The organism is Pseudomonas sp. P4_C1 (assembly GCF_056402155.1).
In genome coordinates, this window is sequence record NZ_JBFUHY010000010.1 from 84,594 (window position 1) to 104,991 (window position 20,398).

15 protein-coding genes are annotated in these 20,398 nt (G+C 61.2%); 2 read left to right on the top strand and 13 right to left on the bottom strand.

Going from position 1 to position 20,398, the window contains the following annotated elements:
• Nucleotides 1–36: 36 nt before the first annotated feature.
• From AC1DU9_RS09470 to gcbA, 13 genes are all read right to left on the bottom strand, one after another.
• Nucleotides 37–2,814, bottom strand: coding sequence for a hybrid sensor histidine kinase/response regulator (locus AC1DU9_RS09470; protein WP_223462763.1), 2,778 nt, complete (start codon nucleotides 2,812–2,814; stop codon nucleotides 37–39).
• Between the two features lie 100 nt (nucleotides 2,815–2,914).
• Complete coding sequence (gene purD, locus AC1DU9_RS09475) at nucleotides 2,915–4,210, bottom strand: phosphoribosylamine--glycine ligase (RefSeq protein WP_223462764.1); 1,296 nt, start codon at nucleotides 4,208–4,210, stop codon at nucleotides 2,915–2,917.
• A 156-nt stretch (nucleotides 4,211–4,366) separates the two neighbouring features.
• Entirely contained in the window at nucleotides 4,367–5,974 is a 1,608-nt protein-coding gene (purH, locus tag AC1DU9_RS09480) for a bifunctional phosphoribosylaminoimidazolecarboxamide formyltransferase/IMP cyclohydrolase (protein WP_477810053.1), read from the bottom strand.
• An 81-nt stretch (nucleotides 5,975–6,055) separates the two neighbouring features.
• Complete coding sequence (fis, locus tag AC1DU9_RS09485) at nucleotides 6,056–6,376, bottom strand: DNA-binding transcriptional regulator Fis (protein WP_015093301.1); 321 nt, start codon at nucleotides 6,374–6,376, stop codon at nucleotides 6,056–6,058.
• On the bottom strand, nucleotides 6,373–7,383 hold the full coding sequence (gene dusB / locus AC1DU9_RS09490) for a tRNA dihydrouridine synthase DusB (protein WP_223462766.1): 1,011 nt from the start codon (nucleotides 7,381–7,383) through the stop codon (nucleotides 6,373–6,375). Before dusB ends, fis begins: the two co-directional genes overlap by 4 nt.
• Before the next feature lie 184 nt (nucleotides 7,384–7,567).
• The gene (locus tag AC1DU9_RS09495; RefSeq protein ID WP_223462767.1) at nucleotides 7,568–8,821 is read right to left on the bottom strand and encodes a DUF3426 domain-containing protein; all 1,254 of its coding nucleotides are present in this window, start codon (nucleotides 8,819–8,821) and stop codon (nucleotides 7,568–7,570) included.
• A 30-nt stretch (nucleotides 8,822–8,851) separates the two neighbouring features.
• Nucleotides 8,852–9,730, bottom strand: coding sequence for a 50S ribosomal protein L11 methyltransferase (gene prmA / locus AC1DU9_RS09500; RefSeq protein ID WP_223462768.1), 879 nt, complete (start codon nucleotides 9,728–9,730; stop codon nucleotides 8,852–8,854).
• 291 nt (nucleotides 9,731–10,021) lie between these two features.
• Entirely contained in the window at nucleotides 10,022–11,380 is a 1,359-nt protein-coding gene (gene accC / locus AC1DU9_RS09505) for an acetyl-CoA carboxylase biotin carboxylase subunit (RefSeq protein ID WP_223462769.1), read from the bottom strand.
• A gap of 17 nt (nucleotides 11,381–11,397) precedes the next feature.
• On the bottom strand, nucleotides 11,398–11,862 hold the full coding sequence (gene accB / locus AC1DU9_RS09510) for an acetyl-CoA carboxylase biotin carboxyl carrier protein (protein ID WP_223462770.1): 465 nt from the start codon (nucleotides 11,860–11,862) through the stop codon (nucleotides 11,398–11,400).
• A gap of 48 nt (nucleotides 11,863–11,910) precedes the next feature.
• On the bottom strand, nucleotides 11,911–12,363 hold the full coding sequence (gene aroQ / locus AC1DU9_RS09515) for a type II 3-dehydroquinate dehydratase (RefSeq protein ID WP_085717493.1): 453 nt from the start codon (nucleotides 12,361–12,363) through the stop codon (nucleotides 11,911–11,913).
• 132 nt (nucleotides 12,364–12,495) lie between these two features.
• Entirely contained in the window at nucleotides 12,496–14,241 is a 1,746-nt protein-coding gene (locus AC1DU9_RS09520) for a protein-disulfide reductase DsbD (RefSeq protein ID WP_223462771.1), read from the bottom strand.
• 186 nt (nucleotides 14,242–14,427) lie between these two features.
• Nucleotides 14,428–16,374: a methyl-accepting chemotaxis protein gene (locus tag AC1DU9_RS09525; protein ID WP_477810054.1), complete on the bottom strand. Its 1,947-nt coding sequence runs from the start codon at nucleotides 16,372–16,374 to the stop codon at nucleotides 14,428–14,430.
• Between the two features lie 52 nt (nucleotides 16,375–16,426).
• Entirely contained in the window at nucleotides 16,427–18,097 is a 1,671-nt protein-coding gene (gene gcbA, locus AC1DU9_RS09530; RefSeq protein ID WP_477810055.1) for a diguanylate cyclase GcbA, read from the bottom strand.
• Nucleotides 18,098–18,583: 486 nt separating this feature from the next.
• On the opposite strand from gcbA, the gene AC1DU9_RS09535 reads away from it, so the two are divergent.
• Nucleotides 18,584–19,651 carry a DUF2333 family protein gene (locus AC1DU9_RS09535; RefSeq protein ID WP_108219840.1) on the top strand — a complete coding sequence of 356 codons (1,068 nt, stop codon included), beginning with the start codon at nucleotides 18,584–18,586 and terminating at the stop codon, nucleotides 19,649–19,651.
• A 3-nt stretch (nucleotides 19,652–19,654) separates the two neighbouring features.
• Nucleotides 19,655–20,212, top strand: a complete 558-nt coding sequence (locus AC1DU9_RS09540; RefSeq protein WP_477810056.1) for an NUDIX hydrolase — start codon at nucleotides 19,655–19,657, stop codon at nucleotides 20,210–20,212.
• Nucleotides 20,213–20,398: the final 186 nt, after the last annotated feature.

Consider the following 20,398-nt stretch of genomic DNA (forward strand, 5'->3'; position numbering starts at 1 on the left):
AGGGGGAGTCTATCAGGGGTTGCGCCGTCTGTCGGCTCAGGACGGTTGGGTCGTTGCGCGATTGTGCTGGTCACGCTGGGCGACCCAGTGTTCGATCAGCTCGCGCAACTGTGACAGTTCGACCGGTTTGGCCATGTGTCCGTCCATGCCGGCCTGTCGCGCACGCTCTTTGTGTTCGGCAAGGATATGGGCGGTCAACGCCACCACAGGGGTACGGACCCGCTGGTTGCCGACTTCCCAGGCACGCAACTGCTGGGTGGCCGAGAAGCCGTCGAGGATTGGCATTTCGCAGTCCATCAGCACCAGGTCGTAACGCTGGGCTTTCATCGCTTGCAAGGCTTCTTCGCCGTTGCAGGCTGTATCCGGTTGCAGGTTGAGCTTGCTCAGCATGCCGCGGATCACCTTGGTCGAGATGCTGTTGTCTTCGGCCACCAGAATGCGGAAGTCGCAGGGGACCTTGACCGGCAGGACCTGGCCGCTTGGCACGGGCTGCGTAGCGACGAGACCTTTGTTGCGTTGGGTCAGTTCGTCGGCCAGGGTGGTCTTGAGGGTGTAGCCGGCTACCGGTTTGGCGAGGATGCGCTTGATCCCGGAGTTGCGCGCGATGATCTTGCTCGGTGCGTTGCTGATGCCGGTGAGCATGATCAGCAGGATGTCATGGTTCAGGCTCGGGTCTTCCTTGATCTTGGCCGCCAGTTGCATGCCGGTCATGCCGGGCATGTTCTGGTCCAGCAGGACCACATCGAAGTAATCACGCAAATGAGCCTTGGTGCGCAGCAGTGCAAGCGCTTCCTTGCCGGAAGGCGCGGCGCTGACGTTCAGGCCCCAGGCACTGCATTGCTGCACCAGCACCTTGCGACAGGTGTCATTGTCGTCCACCACCAATACCCGCGCACCTTGCAGCGGACCGTCGAGGTCGGAGGTCGGGTGTTCGAGGTGATCCGGGTCCAGCGGCAGGGTCAGCCACAGGGTGCTGCCCTGGTTGCTGCCTATCTTGATCCCGAACTCCCCTTGCATCAAGCGGATCAACTGACGAGCAATCACCAGCCCCAGGTTGCCGCCCAGGTGGGTGGCCGAAAGGAAATGCCGGCTGTGCAGTTCGGCGTGCATCAGGGCGTCGCGTTCTTCGGCGTCCATGGGCTCGCCGCTGTCCTGCACGGCAATACGCAGGCGCGGTTTGTTGTTGCGCTCGTCGAGCGCCACGACGATCAGGATTTCGCCTTCATCGGTTTTTTTCAGGGCGTTTTCCAGCAGGCTCAACAGGGTCTGGCGCAAGCGTGTCGGGTCGCCGCTGATCACCCGCGGCACTTGCGGCTGGATGAAGCTGATCAACTCGACGTTTTGCTGCTCGGCCTTGGCGCGGAAGATGCTCAGGCAGTCTTCGATCAGCGCGTTGAGGTCGAACTGCACATCGTCCAGCTCGATCTGCCCGGACTCGAGTTTTGAGATGTCGAGAATTTCGTTGATCAGTGTCAGCAGCTCGTTGCCGGCGCTGTGGATCGTCTGCACATAGTCGCGTTGCTTGACCGAAAGCGGCGTGCCCAGCAGCAGCTCGGTCATGCCGAGGACGCCGTTCATCGGGGTGCGGATATCATGGCTGATCTTCGCCAGGAACTCGGTCTTGGCGTTGATCTCGGCGTTGCTGGCCGCCAGGTCGCGGCTGATGCTGAAACGGTCTTCGGTGATGCGGCGCTGGCGCTCGCTCAATGCAATGCTCATCAGCAGGCCGCTGATGCAGATGAACACCAGCAAGGTGGTGAGCAGGCCATGGGGTTCGATCAGGGTCAGCCCCAACAGGGCAGGCAGGATGATCAGTGTCCCGAGGTTGAACACCACCATGGCCACCACGAAGAGGCGAGCCGGGCGATAACCTTTTTGCCAGTGATGGGCGCTGATGAACAGCATGGTCAGGCCTGCCAGGGCTACCAGGCCGTAGGTAATGAAGTTCAGCGGCAAGGTATTGACGAACAGCAGCACCAAGCCGCAGGCGGTGATGAGCAGGATCTCGCCGAGCAGCAACCGGTTCAGCGGGTGCGGCCCGAGCGGGGAGAAGAAGCGATAGGCAAGCATCAGGCCGCAGGGCGCAGTCATTAACAATGCCAGGTAAGCCCCCGGCGTTTGCAGTGCATGCCAGTCCGGCAGCCAGGGACCGGCGAGGTTCAGCAACAGCAGCAGGCTGAGCATCAACAACCCTTCGCACGTCGCCAACCAGAGGGCGCTGTGCGAGCGGGTGTAGGCGTAGCGGATGAGATTGTGCAGGATCAGCATGGCGATGCAACCGAACAGCAGGCCATAGATCAGCGTCTGGTTCTGGTTGGCAGCCGCGAGGATCGCCGATTGCAGGGTGATATAGGGGCGTAACTGGTGGTCGGAGGCCAGTCGCAGGTAAACGTCGAGGGGGGTGTCGCTTTGCGGCAGGGCCAGCATGAAGTCGCTGCTGGGCAGTGGTCGCTCGGATTGCGGCTGTTCGTTGCCCGTGCTGGATTGATCGATCAGCTTGTCGCCGTCCAGCACGTACATGTTGAACTGGCGCAGGTCAGGCGCGAACACTCGCAGCAATTGCTCGTGGTTACCCGGCGCAAGCCTGAATCGCAACCATAACGCGCCATCGGGCTCGGCCGCGGTAATGCGGTCGAGTTCGATAGGGCTGAATTGATTGGTATAGCGTGCGGAACGGATGTCGCTCAGTTGCAGGGCGCCCTGTTCGTCGAGCAATACCGCCCAGCCACTGCCTTGCGCGGCCTGGGCCGGTAGCATGCAGAGCAAGGTCAGCAAAGTGACGGTCAAGCTTATGGCAATCCTGAGCCAGCGCACGGCGAAATCCCTTCGTTAGGTTGATGCCAGAATATAACGATGCGCGGTGCCGGAATAGCCAGGCAATGAACCGTGTTCATTGCCTGGCGCGGTGTTTACCTTATTCCTGATTCTCGCCGCGCTCGCGGGCAATGGCGCGGTAGCCAATGTCCTTGCGATAGAAACAGCCTTCCCAGTCAATCGTAGCCGCCAACTTGTAGGCCTGCTGCTGCGCAGCGTCGACGCTGGCCCCCATGGCTGTGGCGCACAACACACGACCACCGGCCGTCACCACCTGACTATCCATGAGTGCAGTACCGGCGTGGAAAATCTTGCCTTCCAGTGCGGCGGCTGCATCCAGCCCCTTGATGGCTGCGCCTTTGGCGTAGTCACCAGGATAGCCGCCAGCGGCCAGGACGATGCCGACGCTCGGACGTGGATCCCATTGCGCTTCTACTTTATCCAGCGCCTGCGCCAGGGCGGCTTCGACCAGCAGCACCAGGCTCGACTGCAGACGCAGCATCACCGGTTGGGTCTCAGGGTCGCCGAAACGGCAGTTGAATTCGATGACTTTTGGGTTACCAGCCTTGTCGATCATCAGGCCGGCGTACAGGAAGCCAGTGTAGACATTGCCTTCTTCGGCCATGCCGCGCACGGTCGGCCAGATCACCAGGTCCATGACGCGCTTGTGCACGTCGGCGGTGACCACGGGTGCCGGGGAGTAAGCACCCATGCCGCCGGTGTTTGGACCGGTGTCGCCGTCACCGACGCGTTTGTGGTCCTGGCTGGTGGCCATCGGCAGCACGTTCTTGCCGTCGACCATGACGATGAAGCTGGCTTCTTCGCCGTCCAGGAATTCTTCGATGACCACGCGCGAACCCGCATCGCCAAAGGCATTGCCCGCCAGCATGTCGCGCACGGCGTCTTCGGCTTCAGGCAGGGTCATGGCGACGATCACGCCTTTGCCGGCGGCCAGGCCGTCGGCCTTGATCACGATCGGAGCGCCTTTTTCACGCAGGTAGGCCAGGGCTGGCTCGATTTCGGTGAAGTTCTGGTAGTCGGCAGTCGGGATCTTGTGGCGAGCCAGGAAGTCCTTGGTGAAGGCTTTCGAACCTTCCAGCTGTGCAGCGCCGGCGGTCGGACCGAAGCAATCGAGGCCGCGGCTGCGGAACAGATCCACAACACCGGCAACCAGCGGCACTTCAGGGCCAACGATGGTCAGCGAAACGTTTTTCTCGGCAAAGTCTGCCAGTTGCTCAAGCGCCAGTACGTCAATGGCGACGTTCTCGCACTTGGCTTCGATGGCGGTACCGGCGTTGCCCGGAGCCACGAACACCTTCTGCACGCGCGGATCCTGAGCCACTTTCCAGGCCAGGGCGTGTTCACGGCCACCGCTGCCAATGATCAAAACATTCATTTCAAAAACCTCGGATGACGCAAATTCTGTTGAGCACCGCAAAGATGCTTTACCTGTGGGAGCGAGCTTGCTCGCGATGACGGCGGCAAATCCAGCATCAATGTGTCTGAACGGACGCTATCGCGAGCAAGCTCGCTCCCACAGTTGATCGGTGTATCAGTGACGGAAGTGGCGCATGCCGGTGAAAACCATCGCGATGCCGGCTTCGTCGGCAGCAGCAATCACTTCGGCATCACGCATCGAGCCGCCTGGTTGGATCACGGCAGTCACGCCCGCCTTGGCCGCATTGTCCAGACCGTCGCGGAACGGGAAGAATGCGTCGGAAGCCATCACCGAACCGGCTACCTGCAAGCCAGCATGTTCCGCCTTGATGGCAGCAATGCGCGCGGAGTTTACGCGGCTCATCTGGCCGGCGCCGACACCGATGGTCTGTCGGTTCTTGGCGTAGACGATGGCGTTGGACTTCACGTACTTGGCGACTTTCCAGGCAAAGATCAGGTCATGGATTTCCTGCTCGCTCGGTGCGCGTTTGGTGACCACTTTCAGGTCGTTGGCGCCGATCATGCCGATGTCGCGGCTCTGTACCAGCAGGCCACCATTGACGCGCTTGTAGTCCCATGCGGCGGCGCGGTCAGTCGACCACTCGCCGCAGGCCAGCAGGCGTACGTTGGCTTTGGCGGCAACGATGGCGCGGGCTTCTTCGCTGACGCTTGGGGCAATGATCACTTCGACGAACTGACGCTCGACGATCGCCTTGGCGGTTTCGGCATCCAGTTCGCGGTTGAAGGCGATGATGCCGCCGAACGCGGATTCGGTGTCGGTGGCGTAGGCCAGGTCGTAGGCCTTGCGGATGCCGCCTTCGGCATCAGGACTGACAGCCACGCCGCACGGGTTGGCGTGCTTGACGATCACGCAAGCCGGCTTGACGAAGCTCTTCACGCATTCCAGCGCGGCGTCGGTGTCGGCCACGTTGTTGTACGACAGTTCCTTGCCTTGCAGTTGGGTCGCGGTGGCGATACCGACTTCGGCAGGCTTGGCCTCCACGTAGAACGCCGCGCTCTGGTGCGGGTTCTCGCCGTAGCGCATTTCCTGGGCCTTGATGAACTGGCTGTTGAAGGTGCGCGGGAATTCGCTGCGACCTTCGGTGCTCAGGGTCTCGGCAGCCTGGTTTACGGTGCCCATGTAGTTGGCGATCATGCCGTCATAGGCCGCGGTGTGTTCGAAGGCCTTGAGCATCAGGTCGAAACGCTGAGCGTAGGTCAGGCCACCGGCCTTGAGGTTTTCCAGGACACTGGCGTAATCGCTGGCGTTGACCACGATGGCCACGTCTTTGTGGTTCTTGGCTGCCGAGCGGACCATGGTCGGGCCGCCGATGTCGATATTCTCGATGGCGGTCGGCAGGTCGCAGCCAGGCTTGTTGATGGTGGCTTCGAACGGGTACAGGTTGACCGCTACCAGGTCGATCGGCTTGATGCCGTGCTCGTTCATGATGGCGTCGTCGATGCCGCGACGACCGAGGATCCCGCCGTGGATTTTCGGGTGCAGGGTCTTCACCCGGCCGTMCATCATTTCCGCAAAACCTGTGTAATCCGCGACTTCCACTGCGGCAACGCCGTTGTCCTGCAGCAGCTTGAACGTCCCGCCGGTGGAGAGGATCTCGACGCCCAGGGCTTCAAGCTCCTTGGCGAATTCGAGGATCCCGGTCTTGTCGGAAACGCTGATCAAGGCGCGGCGGATCGGCAGGCGGGTGGTCTGGTCGGTCATCTCAATTTCCATCAAAAGCAAAGGAAGTCAGCAAAAAAGGCGACCGGTTTACGCGGGCGCCTTTCTGGTTTGATTGAATGCTTACAGCAAGTCGTACTGCTTGAGTTTCTTGCGCAGCGTGCCCCGGTTCAGTCCGAGCATCTCGCTGGCCTTGGTCTGGTTGCCCTTGACGTAATTCATCACGCACTCGAGCAGGGGAGCCTCGACTTCGGAGAGCACCAGGTTGTACACATCCGTGACGGCAGCGCCCTCAAGGTGGGCGAAATAATTGTGCAGCGCCTTCTCGACACTCCCGCGAAGGGTCTGGCCTTCTTCGCTCGGCGTATTGAGGTGCTGTTTCAAATTTACGTTGTCGCTCACGGGTGTTGTTCCACTCACTAAAGTCTCGGTCATCATCGTCATGCGGCCACCCACTCTCCGTCCCCTGTCAGGCTCTTGTAACGCTCGGCGAAAAACGCCCGAACGTTGGCGCATTGTGTATCCGTACCATCCAAACGATTGAAGTGGGCGCGAAACTCCCTGGCGCCCGGCAGGGTTGCGAGATACCAGCCCACATGCTTTCGAGCAATGCGCACACCCATGACATCGCCATAGAAGGCGTGCAGGGCGGCCAGATGCTCTAGCAGAATGCGTTCCACCTCGATCAGTTCCAGCGCCGGGAGCTTCTCGCCGGTACGCAGGAAATGGTCGATCTCGCGAAAAATCCATGGCCGCCCCTGGGCAGCCCGACCAATCAACAAACCATCGGCACCGGTCGCGTCGAGCACGTACCGGGCTTTTTCCGGCGAATCGATATCGCCATTGGCGAAGACCGGAATCGACACCGCCTGCTTGATCGCGGCAATGGTGTCGTACTCGGCTTCACCGGTGTACAGGTCGGCACGGGTGCGGCCATGCACCGCCAGCGCCGTAATGCCTGCCTGTTCGGCGATCTTCGCCACCGTCAGGCCGTTCTTGTTGTCCCGGTCCCAACCGGTCCGGATCTTCAGGGTAACCGGCACATCGACCGCAGCCACGACGGCCTGCAGGATCTCGGTTACCAGGGATTCATCCTTCAACAGTGCGGAACCGGCAGCCTTGTTGCAGACTTTTTTTGCCGGACAGCCCATGTTGATATCAATAATCTGCGCGCCCATTTCAACGTTGGCACGGGCGGCGTCCGCCAGCATCTGCGCGTCCCCACCGGCGATCTGTACCGAGCGTGGCTCGGGATCACCTTCGTGGATCATGCGCATGCGCGACTTTCGGGTGTTCCACAAGCTCATGTCGCTGGTGACCATTTCCGAGACGACCAGTCCCGCGCCCAAGCGCTTGCACAGCTGACGAAAGGGCTGGTCGGTGACGCCCGCCATGGGGGCGAGGATCAAGCTGTTGTGTAATGTGTATGGGCCGATGCGTACCGCCGACATAGGACTTCCCTGTTGTGGGGCCGGATCATGAGAGTTCGAAAAAGGGTTGGCATGATACCCGCTCTCGATGACTGGATAAAGGCTGAATTGAACAAAATCTGAACAGTTATTCTGTTATTACCCATGGTTTGGTTGGCCAGGGGGAGTCAGAGCGCCAATGTCAATCCGGGTGCAAAGAAGCGTTTCACTCCGGAGAGTGGAAGCTCAGACTGTAGTTCACGGCCTTGGCGCCGGGGTCGAGAATGTCCAGGGCGATGTGGATCGGCGTTTGCGGGGGCATTTCCGCCATGCCTTCGAGGTCGCCATTGAGGTACTCGCCGGGTTTGAAGCGGCGACTGGCGATCAGGTGGCCATTGAGGTCGGCGAAGCGCAGTTCCAACAGCGGGAAGGGCTGGGAGAAGGGCGCGCGGTTATAGATGATCGCATCGACCACCAGGGCGCCATTGAACTCGGGATGGCTGCGCACCACCAGGTTGCTGCTCTTGATTTTCGCGATGTCGACCTTGGAAGGCACGGTGCAGCCGATTTGCGGGCACAGTTGCTGGAACCACGGGCGATACTGATCCTGTCGCGCCAGTTCGTCGAAATGGTAGGCGATGTACTGGCCGGCGAGGGCGCCAGCAGCAATCAGCACCAGCAGCAACCATAACAACCGTCGGCCCCAGGGCGAGCGGCGTTTTTGCCAGTCCAGTTGCAGTGGGTCGTCGGTCAGGTCTTGCAGCACTTCGGCACGCACGCCCGGCTCGCTACGTTCGCGTCGCTTGCGCAGCGGTTCGATCGAGGGCAGGTTGTCGTCGGTTTCGTTCTCGTCGGCGGCTGACAGGCGTTCGTGGTTCAGCGGCGCATCGAGAGGGTCGTTCAGGCGCAGCTGGGGTGGTTGCGGCTCGTCGTCGAGATCAACCGGTTCCAGGGACAGCGAAGGTTCGGTGCGCGAGGTTTTGCCCGGTTCGATCGTCGGCTCTGGCGTTTCAAGGCTGTCGAGCGGTTCGTCGAGAAGCGCACGGTCGGCCGCCGACTCACTGAACAGGCTGTCGGACCACGGCTCCTCGTCATCCTGCCCGGAGCTGTCGCGGCGGGCGCTCAGCGAGTCGTCGCGATGGCGGCCGAGCTCGGTGGCCGGCTGGATTTCTCGCTGTTCGAGCCGGGCGAGTTCTTCGTCGAGGTCGAGACTGTCCAGATCCAGCTCGGTGGCGCTCCACTGCTTTTGGCTAATGGCGCGCGGCGGCGATGCTTCGAGGGGCTGCGCAGGCTGCTCAGGCGGAAGCGGCTGCGTTGCCGGTGGTTCCTTGCCGGCCTGCTCAAGCAGCTGCCTGGCGGCATTGAACACCTGTAGGCAGGAGCCGCAGCGAACCACGCCACGCGCCACGCTCAACTGAGCATGGCTGACGCGGAAGCTGGTTTGGCAATGCGGGCACTGGGTGACGAAGCTATCGGTCATGCGGCTTTCCGGATTATGCAGACGGCCATTCTAGCGCCGACGGCCAGTGATGCGTACCCAGCCATCGCGATTGGCGATCGGATCCAGATCGAAGTCCCTGGCGTAGGCGGCAGCGACTTCATCGCCCTGTTCGGCGAGGATGCCCGACAGCGCCAGGCGACCGCCGGACTTGACCAGGCCGGACAACTGCGGTGCCAGGGACACTAGCGGGCCGGCGAGAATGTTGGCCACCAGCACATCGGCCTGAACCTGCGGCAAGTCTTCGGGCAAATACAGCGGGAAGAGCTCGTCAGCAATATGGTTGCGCCCGGCATTGTCGCGGGAAGCTTCCAGCGCCTGCACGTCGATGTCGGTGCCGACCGCGTTCTTGGCGCCCAGCAGCAGGGCGGCAATCGCCAGGATCCCCGAGCCGCAACCGAAGTCCAGGACGTTGCAGTCCTTCAGGTCCTGACCGTCGAGCCATTCCAGGCACAGTGCGGTGGTCGGGTGGGTGCCGGTACCGAATGCCAGGCCCGGGTCCAGCAGCAGATTCACTGCGTCAGGCTCTGGCGCGGCGTGCCAGCTCGGCACGATCCACAGGCGCTGGCCGAACCGCATTGGCTGGAAACCGTCCATCCAGCTGCGTTCCCAGTCCTGGTCTTCGATCACTTCGCTGTGGTGTTCAGGTAACGGGCTGCCGGTCAGCAACTCCAGATGGGCCAGTACCGGGCCGGGCTCGGTGCCACCTTCGAACAGGGCCAGCAGGTGCGTGTGCGACCACAGCGGCGTGGTATTGAGTTCCGGCTCGAAGATCGGCTGATCTTCGGCGTCCATGAAGGTCACCGACACGGCGCCCACTTCAAGGAAAGCGTCTTCATAGGTTTCGGCTTGTTCTGGGCTGATGGCGAGACGTACTTGCAGCCAAGGCATGGCGGGCACCTTTGAAAAATATTGATTGCAGCCTAGCGGGCTGCGAGAAGCGCGCAAGTTTACGCGAGAGTGCGGGTTTTGTGGGAGTGGGTTGACCTGGGGTTGTCGCCCCCCCCCGGTTAACCCCGGAACTCTGTGGGAGCGAGCTTGCTCGCGATGAGGTCGGTACATCCAGCATGGATGTTGACTGATACACCACTATCGCGAGCAAGCTCGCTCCCATAGGGAATGTGCGAAACCTTTAGATACAACAAAGCCGCCCGAAGGCGGCTTTGTTGATCGGGTCGAAGCTTAGTGCTTCTCGCCAGCCAGCTTGTGCTCGAGGTAGTGAATGTTCACGCCCCCTTTGCAGAAGCCTTCATCGCGGGTCAGGTCGCGGTGCAGCGGGATGTTGGTCTTGATCCCGTCGACCACGATTTCGTCCAGCGCATTGCGCATGCGCGCCATGGCTTCGTCACGGGTTGCGCCGTAGGTGATCAGCTTGCCGATCAACGAGTCGTAGTTCGGCGGAACGGCATAACCACTGTACAGGTGCGAGTCGACACGAACGCCGTTGCCGCCTGGAGCGTGGAAATGCTTGACCGTGCCCGGGCTCGGCATGAAGGTTTTCGGGTCTTCGGCGTTGATCCGGCATTCCAGCGCGTGACCGCGGATGACCACGTCATCCTGGGTGAACGACAGCTTGTTGCCGGCGGCGATGCTGAGCATCTCCTTGACGATGTCGATGCCGGTGACCATTTCCGAAACCGGGTGCTCTACCTGGACACGAGTGTTCATCTCGATGAAGTAGAAGCGACCGTTTTCGTACAGGAACTCGAAAGTGCCTGCGCCACGGTAGCCGATATCGATGCAGGCCCTGACGCAGCGTGCGAGGACTTCCTCACGTGCGTTCTCGTCGATGCCCGGTGCCGGCGCTTCTTCAAGCACCTTCTGGTGACGACGTTGCAGCGAGCAGTCGCGGTCGCCCAGATGGATAGCGTGGCCCTGGCCATCGGAAAGTACCTGGACTTCCACGTGACGTGGATTGGTCAGGAATTTTTCCAGATAGACCATCGGGTTGCCGAACGCCGCGCCTGCTTCGGAGCGGGTCAGTTTCGCCGAGGAAATCAGGTCTTCTTCTTTGTGCACAACGCGCATGCCGCGACCACCGCCGCCGCCAGCGGCCTTGATGATCACCGGGTAACCGACTTCGCGACCGATGCGCAGAGCGGTTTCTTCATCTTCCGGCAGCGGGCCGTCAGAACCCGGAACGGTCGGTACGCCGGCAGCGATCATGGCGTGCTTGGCCGATACCTTGTCGCCCATCAGGCGAATGGTTTCGGCTTTCGGGCCAATGAACGCGAAGCCGGATTTCTCGACCTGTTCGGCGAAGTCGGCGTTTTCCGCAAGGAAACCGTAGCCTGGGTGAATGGCGGTGGCGCCAGTCACTTCGGCCGCGGCGATGATTGCCGGAATGTGCAGGTAGGAGTGGGCGGCCGATGCCGGACCGATGCAGACGGATTCGTCTGCCAGGCCCAGGTGCATCAGTTCCTTGTCAGCCTTGGAGTAAACGGCGACGGTCTTGATGCCCATTTCTTTGCAGGCGCGCAGGATCCGCAGGGCGATCTCACCGCGGTTGGCGATCAGAACTTTTTCCAACTTCGCAGTCATCAAAGGCTCTCCGCGGTTCAAACGATGGTGAACAGCGGTTGGTCGTACTCAACCGGCTGGCCGTCTTCGACGAGGATGGATTCGATCACACCGCTGGTTTCAGCTTCGATGTGGTTCATCATCTTCATGGCTTCAACGATGCACAGGGTGTCGCCTTTCTTCACGGTCTGGCCGACTTCCACGAAGGATGGCGAGGATGGCGAAGACTTGCGATAGAACGTACCGACCATCGGCGAACGGGCAACGGCGCCGTTCAATGCTGGAGCGGCGGCGGCAGCAGGTGCAGCAGCGGCAGCCGGAGCAGCGGCAGCGACAGGCGCGGCAGCCGGAGCATGCATTGGAGCCGGCGCGTAGTACTGCTGAGCCGGGGTCTTGCTATGACGGCTGATGCGTACGGACTCTTCGCCTTCCTTGATCTCGAGCTCGTCGATGCCGGACTCTTCCAGCAATTCGATCAGTTTCTTAACTTTACGGATATCCATGAATCATCAACTCCCAAGGGTCGGTCAGGGGCGTTTAACGCTTGTTGTTCAAGCTGTTGCCTGTCTTTCAAGCTGCTCTAAGGCGGCCTCCAGGGCCAGTCGATAACCGCTGGCGCCAAGGCCGCAGATCACTCCCACCGCTACGTCGGAGAAGTAAGAGTGATGGCGGAAAGGTTCGCGTTTGTGCACGTTAGACAAATGCACTTCGATGAATGGGATGCTCACCGCCAGCAGCGCGTCACGTAATGCGACACTTGTATGTGTAAAAGCTGCTGGGTTGATCAGAATGAAGTCCACGCCTTCGCTGCGGGCAGCGTGAATGCGGTCGATCAATTCGTACTCGGCATTGCTTTGCAGGTGCAGCAAATGGTGACCGGCTTCGCGGGCACGGCGTTCCAGGTCCTGGTTGATCTGCGCCAGCGTCGTGGCGCCGTAGGTGCCCGGTTCACGGGTGCCGAGCAAGTTCAGGTTGGGTCCGTGCAGAACGAGTAACGTCGCCATCGGCGGTTCCTATGTTATCTGTGAGCAATTGTCAGAACCCGGCGACTATGCCGCAAAGCCTTTGTGACTGTCCAGTTCTCTGCAATAGCCAGCACGATGACCGATGTTTGCGCGAAGTATATGACTGCTTGATTAAATTTGGTCATTCGCCCTGGCAACACGTTCGGCGAAGTCTTTGGCATTGATCTCGCCGATCACCCGCACATCGGTGCGTTCGACGCCGTCCTTGCCGAAAAACATCAGGGCCGGTGGGCCGAACAATTGATAACGGTCGAGCAGGCTGCGTTGCTCGGCGTTGCTGGCGGTGATGTCGAAGCGGATCAGCCGGTAACCCTTGAGGCGTTCGATGACGACTGGGTCGTCCAGCACCTCATGCTCGATGACTTTGCAGCTGATGCACCAGTCGGCGTACCAGTCGAGCAGCAGCGGCGTGCCGGATGATCGTGCGTCGGCGAGTGCGCGGTCCAGATCGGCCGGCGTGCTGACGGTTTGCCAGGCGCTGGAGTTTTGCACAGGTCCGCTGTTGTCAACGATACGAGGCTGGCCAATCGGGTTGAGCGGGTCGGTCTGGCCGCTGAAGGCTCCGTACCAGCAGGCCAGCGCGTAAAACAGCAAGAACATGCCGAGCAATTGGCCCAGACGCTCGCGCGGTGGTTTATAGACGAACTCCAGCGCCCCCAGGAACAAGCCCACGCCGCCGGCCAGCAAACCGATCAGCAGCAAGGTGATCTCACCCGGCAGGACGCGGCTGAGCAGCCCGACGGCCAACCCGAGCAACAACACGCCTATCGCGTTTTTCACGTAGACCAGCCACGGGCCGCTTTTCGGCAGCCAGGCTGCGCCACCGGTGGCCACCAGCAACAGCGGAGCGCCCATGCCGAGTCCGAGCGTGAACAGTTTCAGGCCGCCGCCCAGGGCATCGCCACTGGCGCTGATGTACAGCAGCGCACCGGCCAGTGGCGCCGAAACACAGGGTGAAACCAGCAAGCTGGAGACCACGCCCAACACCGCGGCGCCCCACAGTGACCCGCCTTCGGTGCGGCCGGCGATACGGTCCAGGCGGCTGCTGATGGCGTGCGGCAACTTGAGTTCGAAGACGCCGAACATCGCCAACGCGAACAGCGCAAAGAACATCGCGAACGGCACCAGCACCCAGGCCGATTGCAGCCGCGCCTGCAGATTTAGCTGGGCACCGAACAGGCCCATCAGCGCACCGAGCAGGGCAAAGCAGGCGGCCATCGGCAGCACATAGGCCAATGAAAGATTGAAACCGCGCCAGCCACCGACCTGGCCGCGTAGCACCACGCCGGACAGGATCGGCAGCATGGGCAGCACGCATGGCGTGAACGTCAGGCCCAGGCCGGCCAGGAAAAACAATGCCAGTTCGCGCCAGCTCCATGGATAAACCGTCGCCGGAGCGCCGCTGCCGTCGATGCTCAGGCGCTCGGTTTCCGGCGGATAGCACAGGCCTTTGTCGGCGCAACCCTGATAGGTCACGGCCAGGGTGAAGGCGCGTTGATCGGTGCGCGGTAGCTCGACGTCGAGAATGCCGTGGTAGACCTCGACGTCGCCGAAGTATTGATCATGCTTTTTCTGGCCGTCGGGCAGTTTCGCCGCGCCGAGGACGACGTCGGCCGGATCGGCGCGAAATTGAAAGCGGTGTCGGTAGAGGTAATAACCTTCGGTGGCGACGAACCGTAGCTTGATCGATTGCGGCGTGCTGTCCACCAGACTCAGCTGGAACGCTTCGCGCACCGGCAGGAAGTCGGCGCTGTTGTTGATCGAGCCCAGGGTCGAACTGGGTCGGTTCTCCAGCAAGCCAGTGGCGCTGGCCGGCAGGGCGAACACTAAAAACAGCAGGCAAAGCAAACGGCGCATGACAATCTCGCGTATCGGAATTGGGGGGATGATAGCGGACGGCGGCGTGGTATGCAGGAGGGGAGTCTGAGGTGTTTGTTCTGACGCCATCGTCGGAACGCCGCCCGGACCAAGCTCGCTCCCACAGGGGATTTGCGTCGTGCACAAATCAAATGTGGGAGTGAGCTTGCTCACGATGGCGGTCTGTCAGACGCGAAAGGCTTGAACGGCGGTATGCAGTCGCCCACCCAGCACCAGCAAATTCTCTCCTTGCTCACGTCCTTCGCCAATGCGCAGCAAGTTATCCCCACCCAACTGGTGAATTCGCTCGCTGTGGTCACGGATCTCACTGACAGCACCGCTCTGCTGGGCGGTGACATCGGCGATGCGTATCGCCGTGTCGGAAATGGTCTGGATCGCCCCGACGATTTTATCCAGCGCGCCATCGGCGGCCTGGGCCTGGTTGGCCGTGGCTTCGGCGTGTTCGACCTGGGCGCGCATGCCATCCACCGATTGCCGTGCGGCGGTTTGCAGCCCTGCGATCAGCGCCTGGATTTCTGCCGTGGCCCCGGCGGTACGTTGCGCCAGTGAGCGCACCTCTTCGGCCACCACGGCAAAGCCTCGGCCCATTTCCCCGGCCCGGGCCGCCTCGATGGCGGCGTTCAAGGCCAGCAGGTTGGTCTGGTCGGCAATCGAGCGGATCACCGTCAACACGCCGCCGATGGTGGCCGATTCTTCGGCCAGGTGTTCGATCATTTGTGCATTGCCTTGCACTTCATCCACCAACGCATGCAGGCCGGTGAGGCTCAGGCCGATGACTTTCTGTCCATGCTCCACGGCCAGGCCGGCGTGGCGGCTGGCGTCGGCGGCCTGGCTGGCATCGCCGGCGACTTGTTGAATGGTCGCCTCCAGTTCGCTGAGGGAGTCGCGGATCAGTGCTGTGTCGCCGGCCTGATGCTCGGCGCCGCTGTGCAGGTCGTTGCTCAGGTCGGCCAGGGTGCGGCTGCTACCGGCCACCTGTTCGGCGTTGCGACGAATGGTCCCCACCAGATCCACCAGATAGGCGCGCAAGCGGTTGAGCGAGGCTTCAATGTCATGCAATTCGCGGTTGGTGTTGCCCAGTTGAATGTCGCGGCTGAAGTCGCCTTCGGCCCAGGTCGACAGGGCTGGGGCGAGGTTGGTCAGGGTCCGGGCCAGTTTGCGCTGCAGGGTGTCGATCAGCAGCGCGATCAACAGAATCAAACCGATCATCACACCTTGCATCAGCCGCACTTCGCCCTGGATCTGCCCGTGCTGGGCGCGCACCACCGGTTCCAGCCCGGCAATGGCCTGTTGCACGTCGGCGATTTTCACGTGAGTCGCGGCGCTGAGGTCGGCGCGTTTCTGGATTTGATCGCGAGTGCGCGTGAGCTCGGCCGGGTAGCGGGTGAGCAGGCTGTTCAGTTCGCGCTTGAGGCCGACGCCAGCATCTTCGGCGACGGTTTTTTCCTTGTTCTCAAGGCCCATCATCGAGGCGAAATCATCGGTGTTCGACTCGTTGCTGGTAGTCACGCCCAGCAAGGGCAGGGCGTCCAGTTTTTCGGCCTGGGTACGGATGTTGGCGACTTCGCGCTCAACATCGACGGCCAGTTCACTGCGGCCGCTGCTGACCAGTTTGTCCCGGGCCAGCGACAATTTGCCCAAGTGCTGCGACGCGGTAAGCAGCGGCGTCAGGTAGGCTGCGTTGCCGCTGGCGTACTGGCTGAGCTGATCGAGACTGGCACCCAGTTCGCGCTCGGCCTGCAGCAGCAAGGCCTGCGGATCGCCGGCCAGTTTGCCGGCGGCCAGCAGGTCGGTTTTGCTGAATTCTTCAAGGGTCGACAGGCTGGGGCGCAACGTCTCGACCAAGGCCGGTGGCAATTCGCCGAGTTCTTTTTGCAGGCTGTCGATGCCTTGGGCGGCACTGCTCAGGCGCAGTGCATCGCCGCTGCCAAGGTAGTCCTCGACGCTGCGGGCCACTTCATTCTGAAATTGCTGCGACAAGCCCAGGTAGCGCTCCATTAATAGATACGGACGCTCAAGGGCTTTTTGCGACCACCACAGCGTAGCGCCGAGGGCCACGCACACGGCCACCAGAAGGAGGGTATTGAGATTGGTCAGCAGCTTCAGGCGCATTACGGACTACCAACGACAGAAATGGTAAGTGCCTGAAGTTATTGCGTTTCTGTTACAGGGTTATGACCGTATCGGTCGATTCCGATAAAAAAGTGGCACTTTGCTTTGATGTGCGTGCGGCCTGTACGCGATTGCGTCCGCCGTGTTTGGCGCGATACAGCGCTTCGTCAGCCTGGCTGGCCATTATCAGGCTGTCGGAGCTTTCGCAAAGCTCAACCACTCCGGCGCTGAAGGTGCACCACAGATCCTCGGGTTGAGCGGGGTAGTGAATCTCGGCAAAACGCTGGCGGATTTCATCGAGCACGTTGTAGGCCGCTTCGATATCGGTGTCCGGCATAACGATGGCGAACTCTTCGCCACCGTAGCGGCCGATGAAGTCGCTTTTGCGCAGGCGTTGCTTGAGAAACAGCGCCAGGCTCTTGATCACCCGGTCGCCCATGGGGTGGCCGTGGCTGTCGTTGACCCGTTTGAAGTGATCGATGTCGAGCATGGCAAAGCTCAGCGGCTTGCTTTCGCGGCGGGCGCGGAACGAGCAGTCTTCGAGCAATTGCAGGATATGCGTGTGGTTGTACAGGCCGGTGAGACTGTCGCGGACCATTCGTGCCTTGAGGTTGCGTGCCCGTGCCGCGCGATTACGCACGGTGGTGATCAGGTGCCGGGGCTTGATCGGTTTGGTCAGGAAGTCATCGCCGCCTTCGCTCATGGCGTCGAGCTGTTTGTCCAGGTCGTCTTCGGCCGACAGGTAAATGATCGGCACACTGACGTAACGGTCGTTATGGCGGATCACCTTGGCCAGTTCCGTGCCGGTGCAGGCTGGCATGTACATGTCGAGGATGATCAGGTCCGGCTGGAAATCCGCCAGTTCGGCCATGGCCTGGATCGGCTCGATCAACGTCCGGGTGACGATTCCTGCACTGTTGAGCAGGCGCTCGGTGTGCAGGGCCTGGGCGCGGGAGTCGTCGATGATCAGCACTTTATATGGTTCGTACTGGGCAACGCAGGTCAGGACTTCGATCTTCTCCAGCAGGCTCGACGCTTCGAGGGTGCCGGTGAGAAACTCCTGGCCACCGGCGCGCACGGCGGCGAGTCGGGTCGGGGTGTCGGTTTCGTGCAGGCTGAAGAACAGCAGCGGCAAGCGGTGGTCCAGGCCTTCCTGGGCTTCGGCGGCCAGTTTCAGGCCGACGCCGGGGCCGCTGAAATCCACGTCCATGACCATCGCCGCCGGCAAGCGCTCGACCATCGATGAGCGAAACGTGTCTACGCTGTCCAGGGACTGGGCGCTGAGCCCGAAGAATTCCAGTTGTTTGGCCAGGCGCTCGGCGCGGCCGTGATCCTGCAGCATCACATAGACGGGCTTGCGCAGCGGTGGCAGGAAGGTCTGATCGAGTTGGTCGCCGTGGCGCAGGCCGGTACGTGACAGGCGCTGCATCAAGCGATTGAGGTCGGTGATCAGGCCGCTGCTCAGGCGTCCGCGATTGGCGTCGACCGCCTCCAGGGACTGACCGATGTGGCGTGCCAATTGCGTGTGTTCCGGTTGTTCGAAACGCTCGGCGAAACGCAGCAGGCGCAGATTGGCCTCGCTCAATTCCGAAAGGTCGGCGGTGGACCACTCACTGCGTTGCAGGCGCTGCCATATCTCAAGAATCTGACGAGCCTGATGAATTACCCGCTGGGCAAAATGGTGCTTGAGGCGCTCGCGGCTGGGGTCTTCTGGCTCGGTCATATCCTGACTACTAGTTAGGGTGCACGCTGAGGTCGACTGGTGGCTCTATGCTAGCACCACTTTTCCATTACATGAGTGCTGTACGTCAATAATCTGCAATGTGGCTTCATTCAATTTGTGACCGATCGGTCTGACTCTGGGCTGTTTAGTCGCCGTGTGCGCAGGCGAAGTGCCGTGAATCAGGGCGCTTGACGGGCGCAGGGCGGCAATTGGCGGGTAACAGACCATTGGCCATTTACGGCTGTCTGAGCGGTGTGGATCGGCCAGTTTTTATTGGCCTCAGGGGGCAGGGATTCCCTTGGGGCGTGTCATCCAAACCATTAGGAGGATTTCGACGGCAACACAGTCATCTGGTGGGCGGGAACTCTTTTCATCCGCAAGACCGGTAATTTTCCGCATCGGTGCGATGGCGGGTGCCGGGCCAAGGCACGTTGTTGTATGGTTGTGGTCGAACCGTTGACCTCAAGAGCTTGAAAGGATATCGCTATGCTGGACTGGAAGAACCGCACAGGCAGTGCGCCTGAACGTGCCGCTGAACCGAAGTCGGAGACCCGCAGTTATCTGGGCGGTCTGCTGTTCAGCCGGGCGCTGGCCACTTTGCTGGGCATCTACCTGTTGGTGGCGAGTGTCCTGGGCTGGTACTGGAGCCAGGAGCCGGCGCTGTTCCCGGTCCAGCAGACCGCTCAACTGGCGGCCGAGAAAGAAGGCAAGCAGATGGTCGTTGGCTACACCACAGTGGAAACCCTGAAGACCGTCGCCGGCACCTTGCTGACCAAGCCGGGCGGCTATATTTCCAACGACCGATTCCCGCCAGGCCTGTGGATGGACAACATGCCGAGCTGGGAATACGGCGTGCTGGTGCAGGTCCGCGACCTGAGCCGGGCAATGCGTAAAGACTTCGCCCGTTCGCAGTCGCAGTCCGCCGAAGACGCCGACCTGGCCAAGGCCGAGCCGCGTTTCAACTTCGACAACAAGAGCTGGGTGCTGCCGTCCAGCGAGTCCGAATATCAGGAAGGCATCAACTCCCTGAGCCGCTATCAGGCGCGCCTGTCCGATCCGAACCAGAAGAGCGCGCTGTTCTATGCCCGCGCCGATAACCTGAACAACTGGCTGGGTGATGTCGGCACCCGTCTGGGTTCGCTGTCGCAACGACTGTCGGCCAGTGTGGGCCGGGTCAAGCTCAACACCGCGTTGAAAACCGAGGTGGTGGCACCGGGCGTCGCGCCGCAGGTCGACGAAGAAATCGTTGAAACCCCATGGCTGCAGATCGACAACGTGTTCTACGAAGCCCGCGGCCAGGCCTGGGCGTTGTCGCATTTGCTGCGCGCCATCGAAGTCGACTTCGCCGATGTGCTGGCCAAGAAGAACGCCACCGTCAGCGTGCGCCAGATCATTCGTGAACTGGAGGCGTCGCAGGAGCCGGTATGGAGCCCGATGATCCTCAACGGCAGCGGCTTCGGCGTACTGGCCAACCACTCGCTGGTCATGGCCAATTACATTTCCCGGGCCAACGCCGCGGTGATCGATTTGCGTCAATTGCTCAATCAGGGCTGAGTCATGGTCGATAACGCCAGAGAAGCCGCGCACCGCGCGGCGTCCGATGCCGAACAGATCGCCTGGGTCGACGAACAGGACAACCTGCTCGGCGCCCTGGTCCGTTCCGACTTGCGCGAGCGCGGGCTGATCGGGCGCGGCACCTACATCATGTTGTTCAATTCCGCTGGCGAGTTGTGCGTGCATCGCCGCACCCTGAGCAAGGCGATCTATCCCGGTTACTGGGACGTTGCGGCGGGCGGCATGGTGCTCGCCAGTGAAACCTACGCCGAGTCGGCGGCCCGGGAGCTGGAGGAAGAATTGGGCGTGAGTGGCGTGGAACTGATCGCCCATGACCACTTTTTCTTCGAGGACACCGGCAATCGCCTGTGGTGTTCGGCGTTCTCGGCGGTGTGGGATGGTCCGTTGATCCTGCAACCGGAAGAGGTGCTCGAAGCGCGCTTTATCCCCATTGATCAGGTCATGCTGGAAATCGGGCAAAAGCCTTATTGCCCGGACTCTCTGGCTGCGTTGAAGCGCTATTTGCGCTCACGCCGGAACGACGTCGCAAAACAGCTATAAATTGGCGCCGATTGGCTCTTAGCAATCGGCGTTTTTGCCGTTACACTGCGCGACCTTTTCAAACTGAACCGGTATTGCTTGTTGTTGTAGGAGCGAGCTTGCTCACGATGGACGTCAACGATAACGCAGGCATCCAGAATGAACGCATCGTCTTTGAGTTCATCGCGAGCGAGCTCGCTCCTACAG

Bases quoted from the DNA above. Each gene is read 5' to 3' on its own strand.
- purD (WP_223462764.1), bottom strand. From the start codon at position 4,210: ATGAATGTTTTGATCATTGGCAGCGGTGGCCGTGAACACGCCCTGGCC.
- fis (WP_015093301.1), bottom strand. From the start codon at position 6,376: ATGACGATGATGACCGAGACTTTAGTGAGTGGAACAACACCCGTGAGC.
- dusB (WP_223462766.1), bottom strand. From the start codon at position 7,383: ATGTCGGCGGTACGCATCGGCCCATACACATTACACAACAGCTTGATC.
- AC1DU9_RS09495 (WP_223462767.1), bottom strand. From the start codon at position 8,821: ATGACCGATAGCTTCGTCACCCAGTGCCCGCATTGCCAAACCAGCTTC.
- prmA (WP_223462768.1), bottom strand. From the start codon at position 9,730: ATGCCTTGGCTGCAAGTACGTCTCGCCATCAGCCCAGAACAAGCCGAA.
- accC (WP_223462769.1), bottom strand. From the start codon at position 11,380: ATGACTGCGAAGTTGGAAAAAGTTCTGATCGCCAACCGCGGTGAGATC.
- accB (WP_223462770.1), bottom strand. From the start codon at position 11,862: ATGGATATCCGTAAAGTTAAGAAACTGATCGAATTGCTGGAAGAGTCC.
- aroQ (WP_085717493.1), bottom strand. From the start codon at position 12,363: ATGGCGACGTTACTCGTTCTGCACGGACCCAACCTGAACTTGCTCGGC.
- AC1DU9_RS09520 (WP_223462771.1), bottom strand. From the start codon at position 14,241: ATGCGCCGTTTGCTTTGCCTGCTGTTTTTAGTGTTCGCCCTGCCGGCC.
- AC1DU9_RS09525 (WP_477810054.1), bottom strand. From the start codon at position 16,374: ATGCGCCTGAAGCTGCTGACCAATCTCAATACCCTCCTTCTGGTGGCC.
- gcbA (WP_477810055.1), bottom strand. From the start codon at position 18,097: ATGACCGAGCCAGAAGACCCCAGCCGCGAGCGCCTCAAGCACCATTTT.
- AC1DU9_RS09535 (WP_108219840.1), top strand. From the start codon at position 18,584: ATGCTGGACTGGAAGAACCGCACAGGCAGTGCGCCTGAACGTGCCGCT.
- AC1DU9_RS09540 (WP_477810056.1), top strand. From the start codon at position 19,655: ATGGTCGATAACGCCAGAGAAGCCGCGCACCGCGCGGCGTCCGATGCC.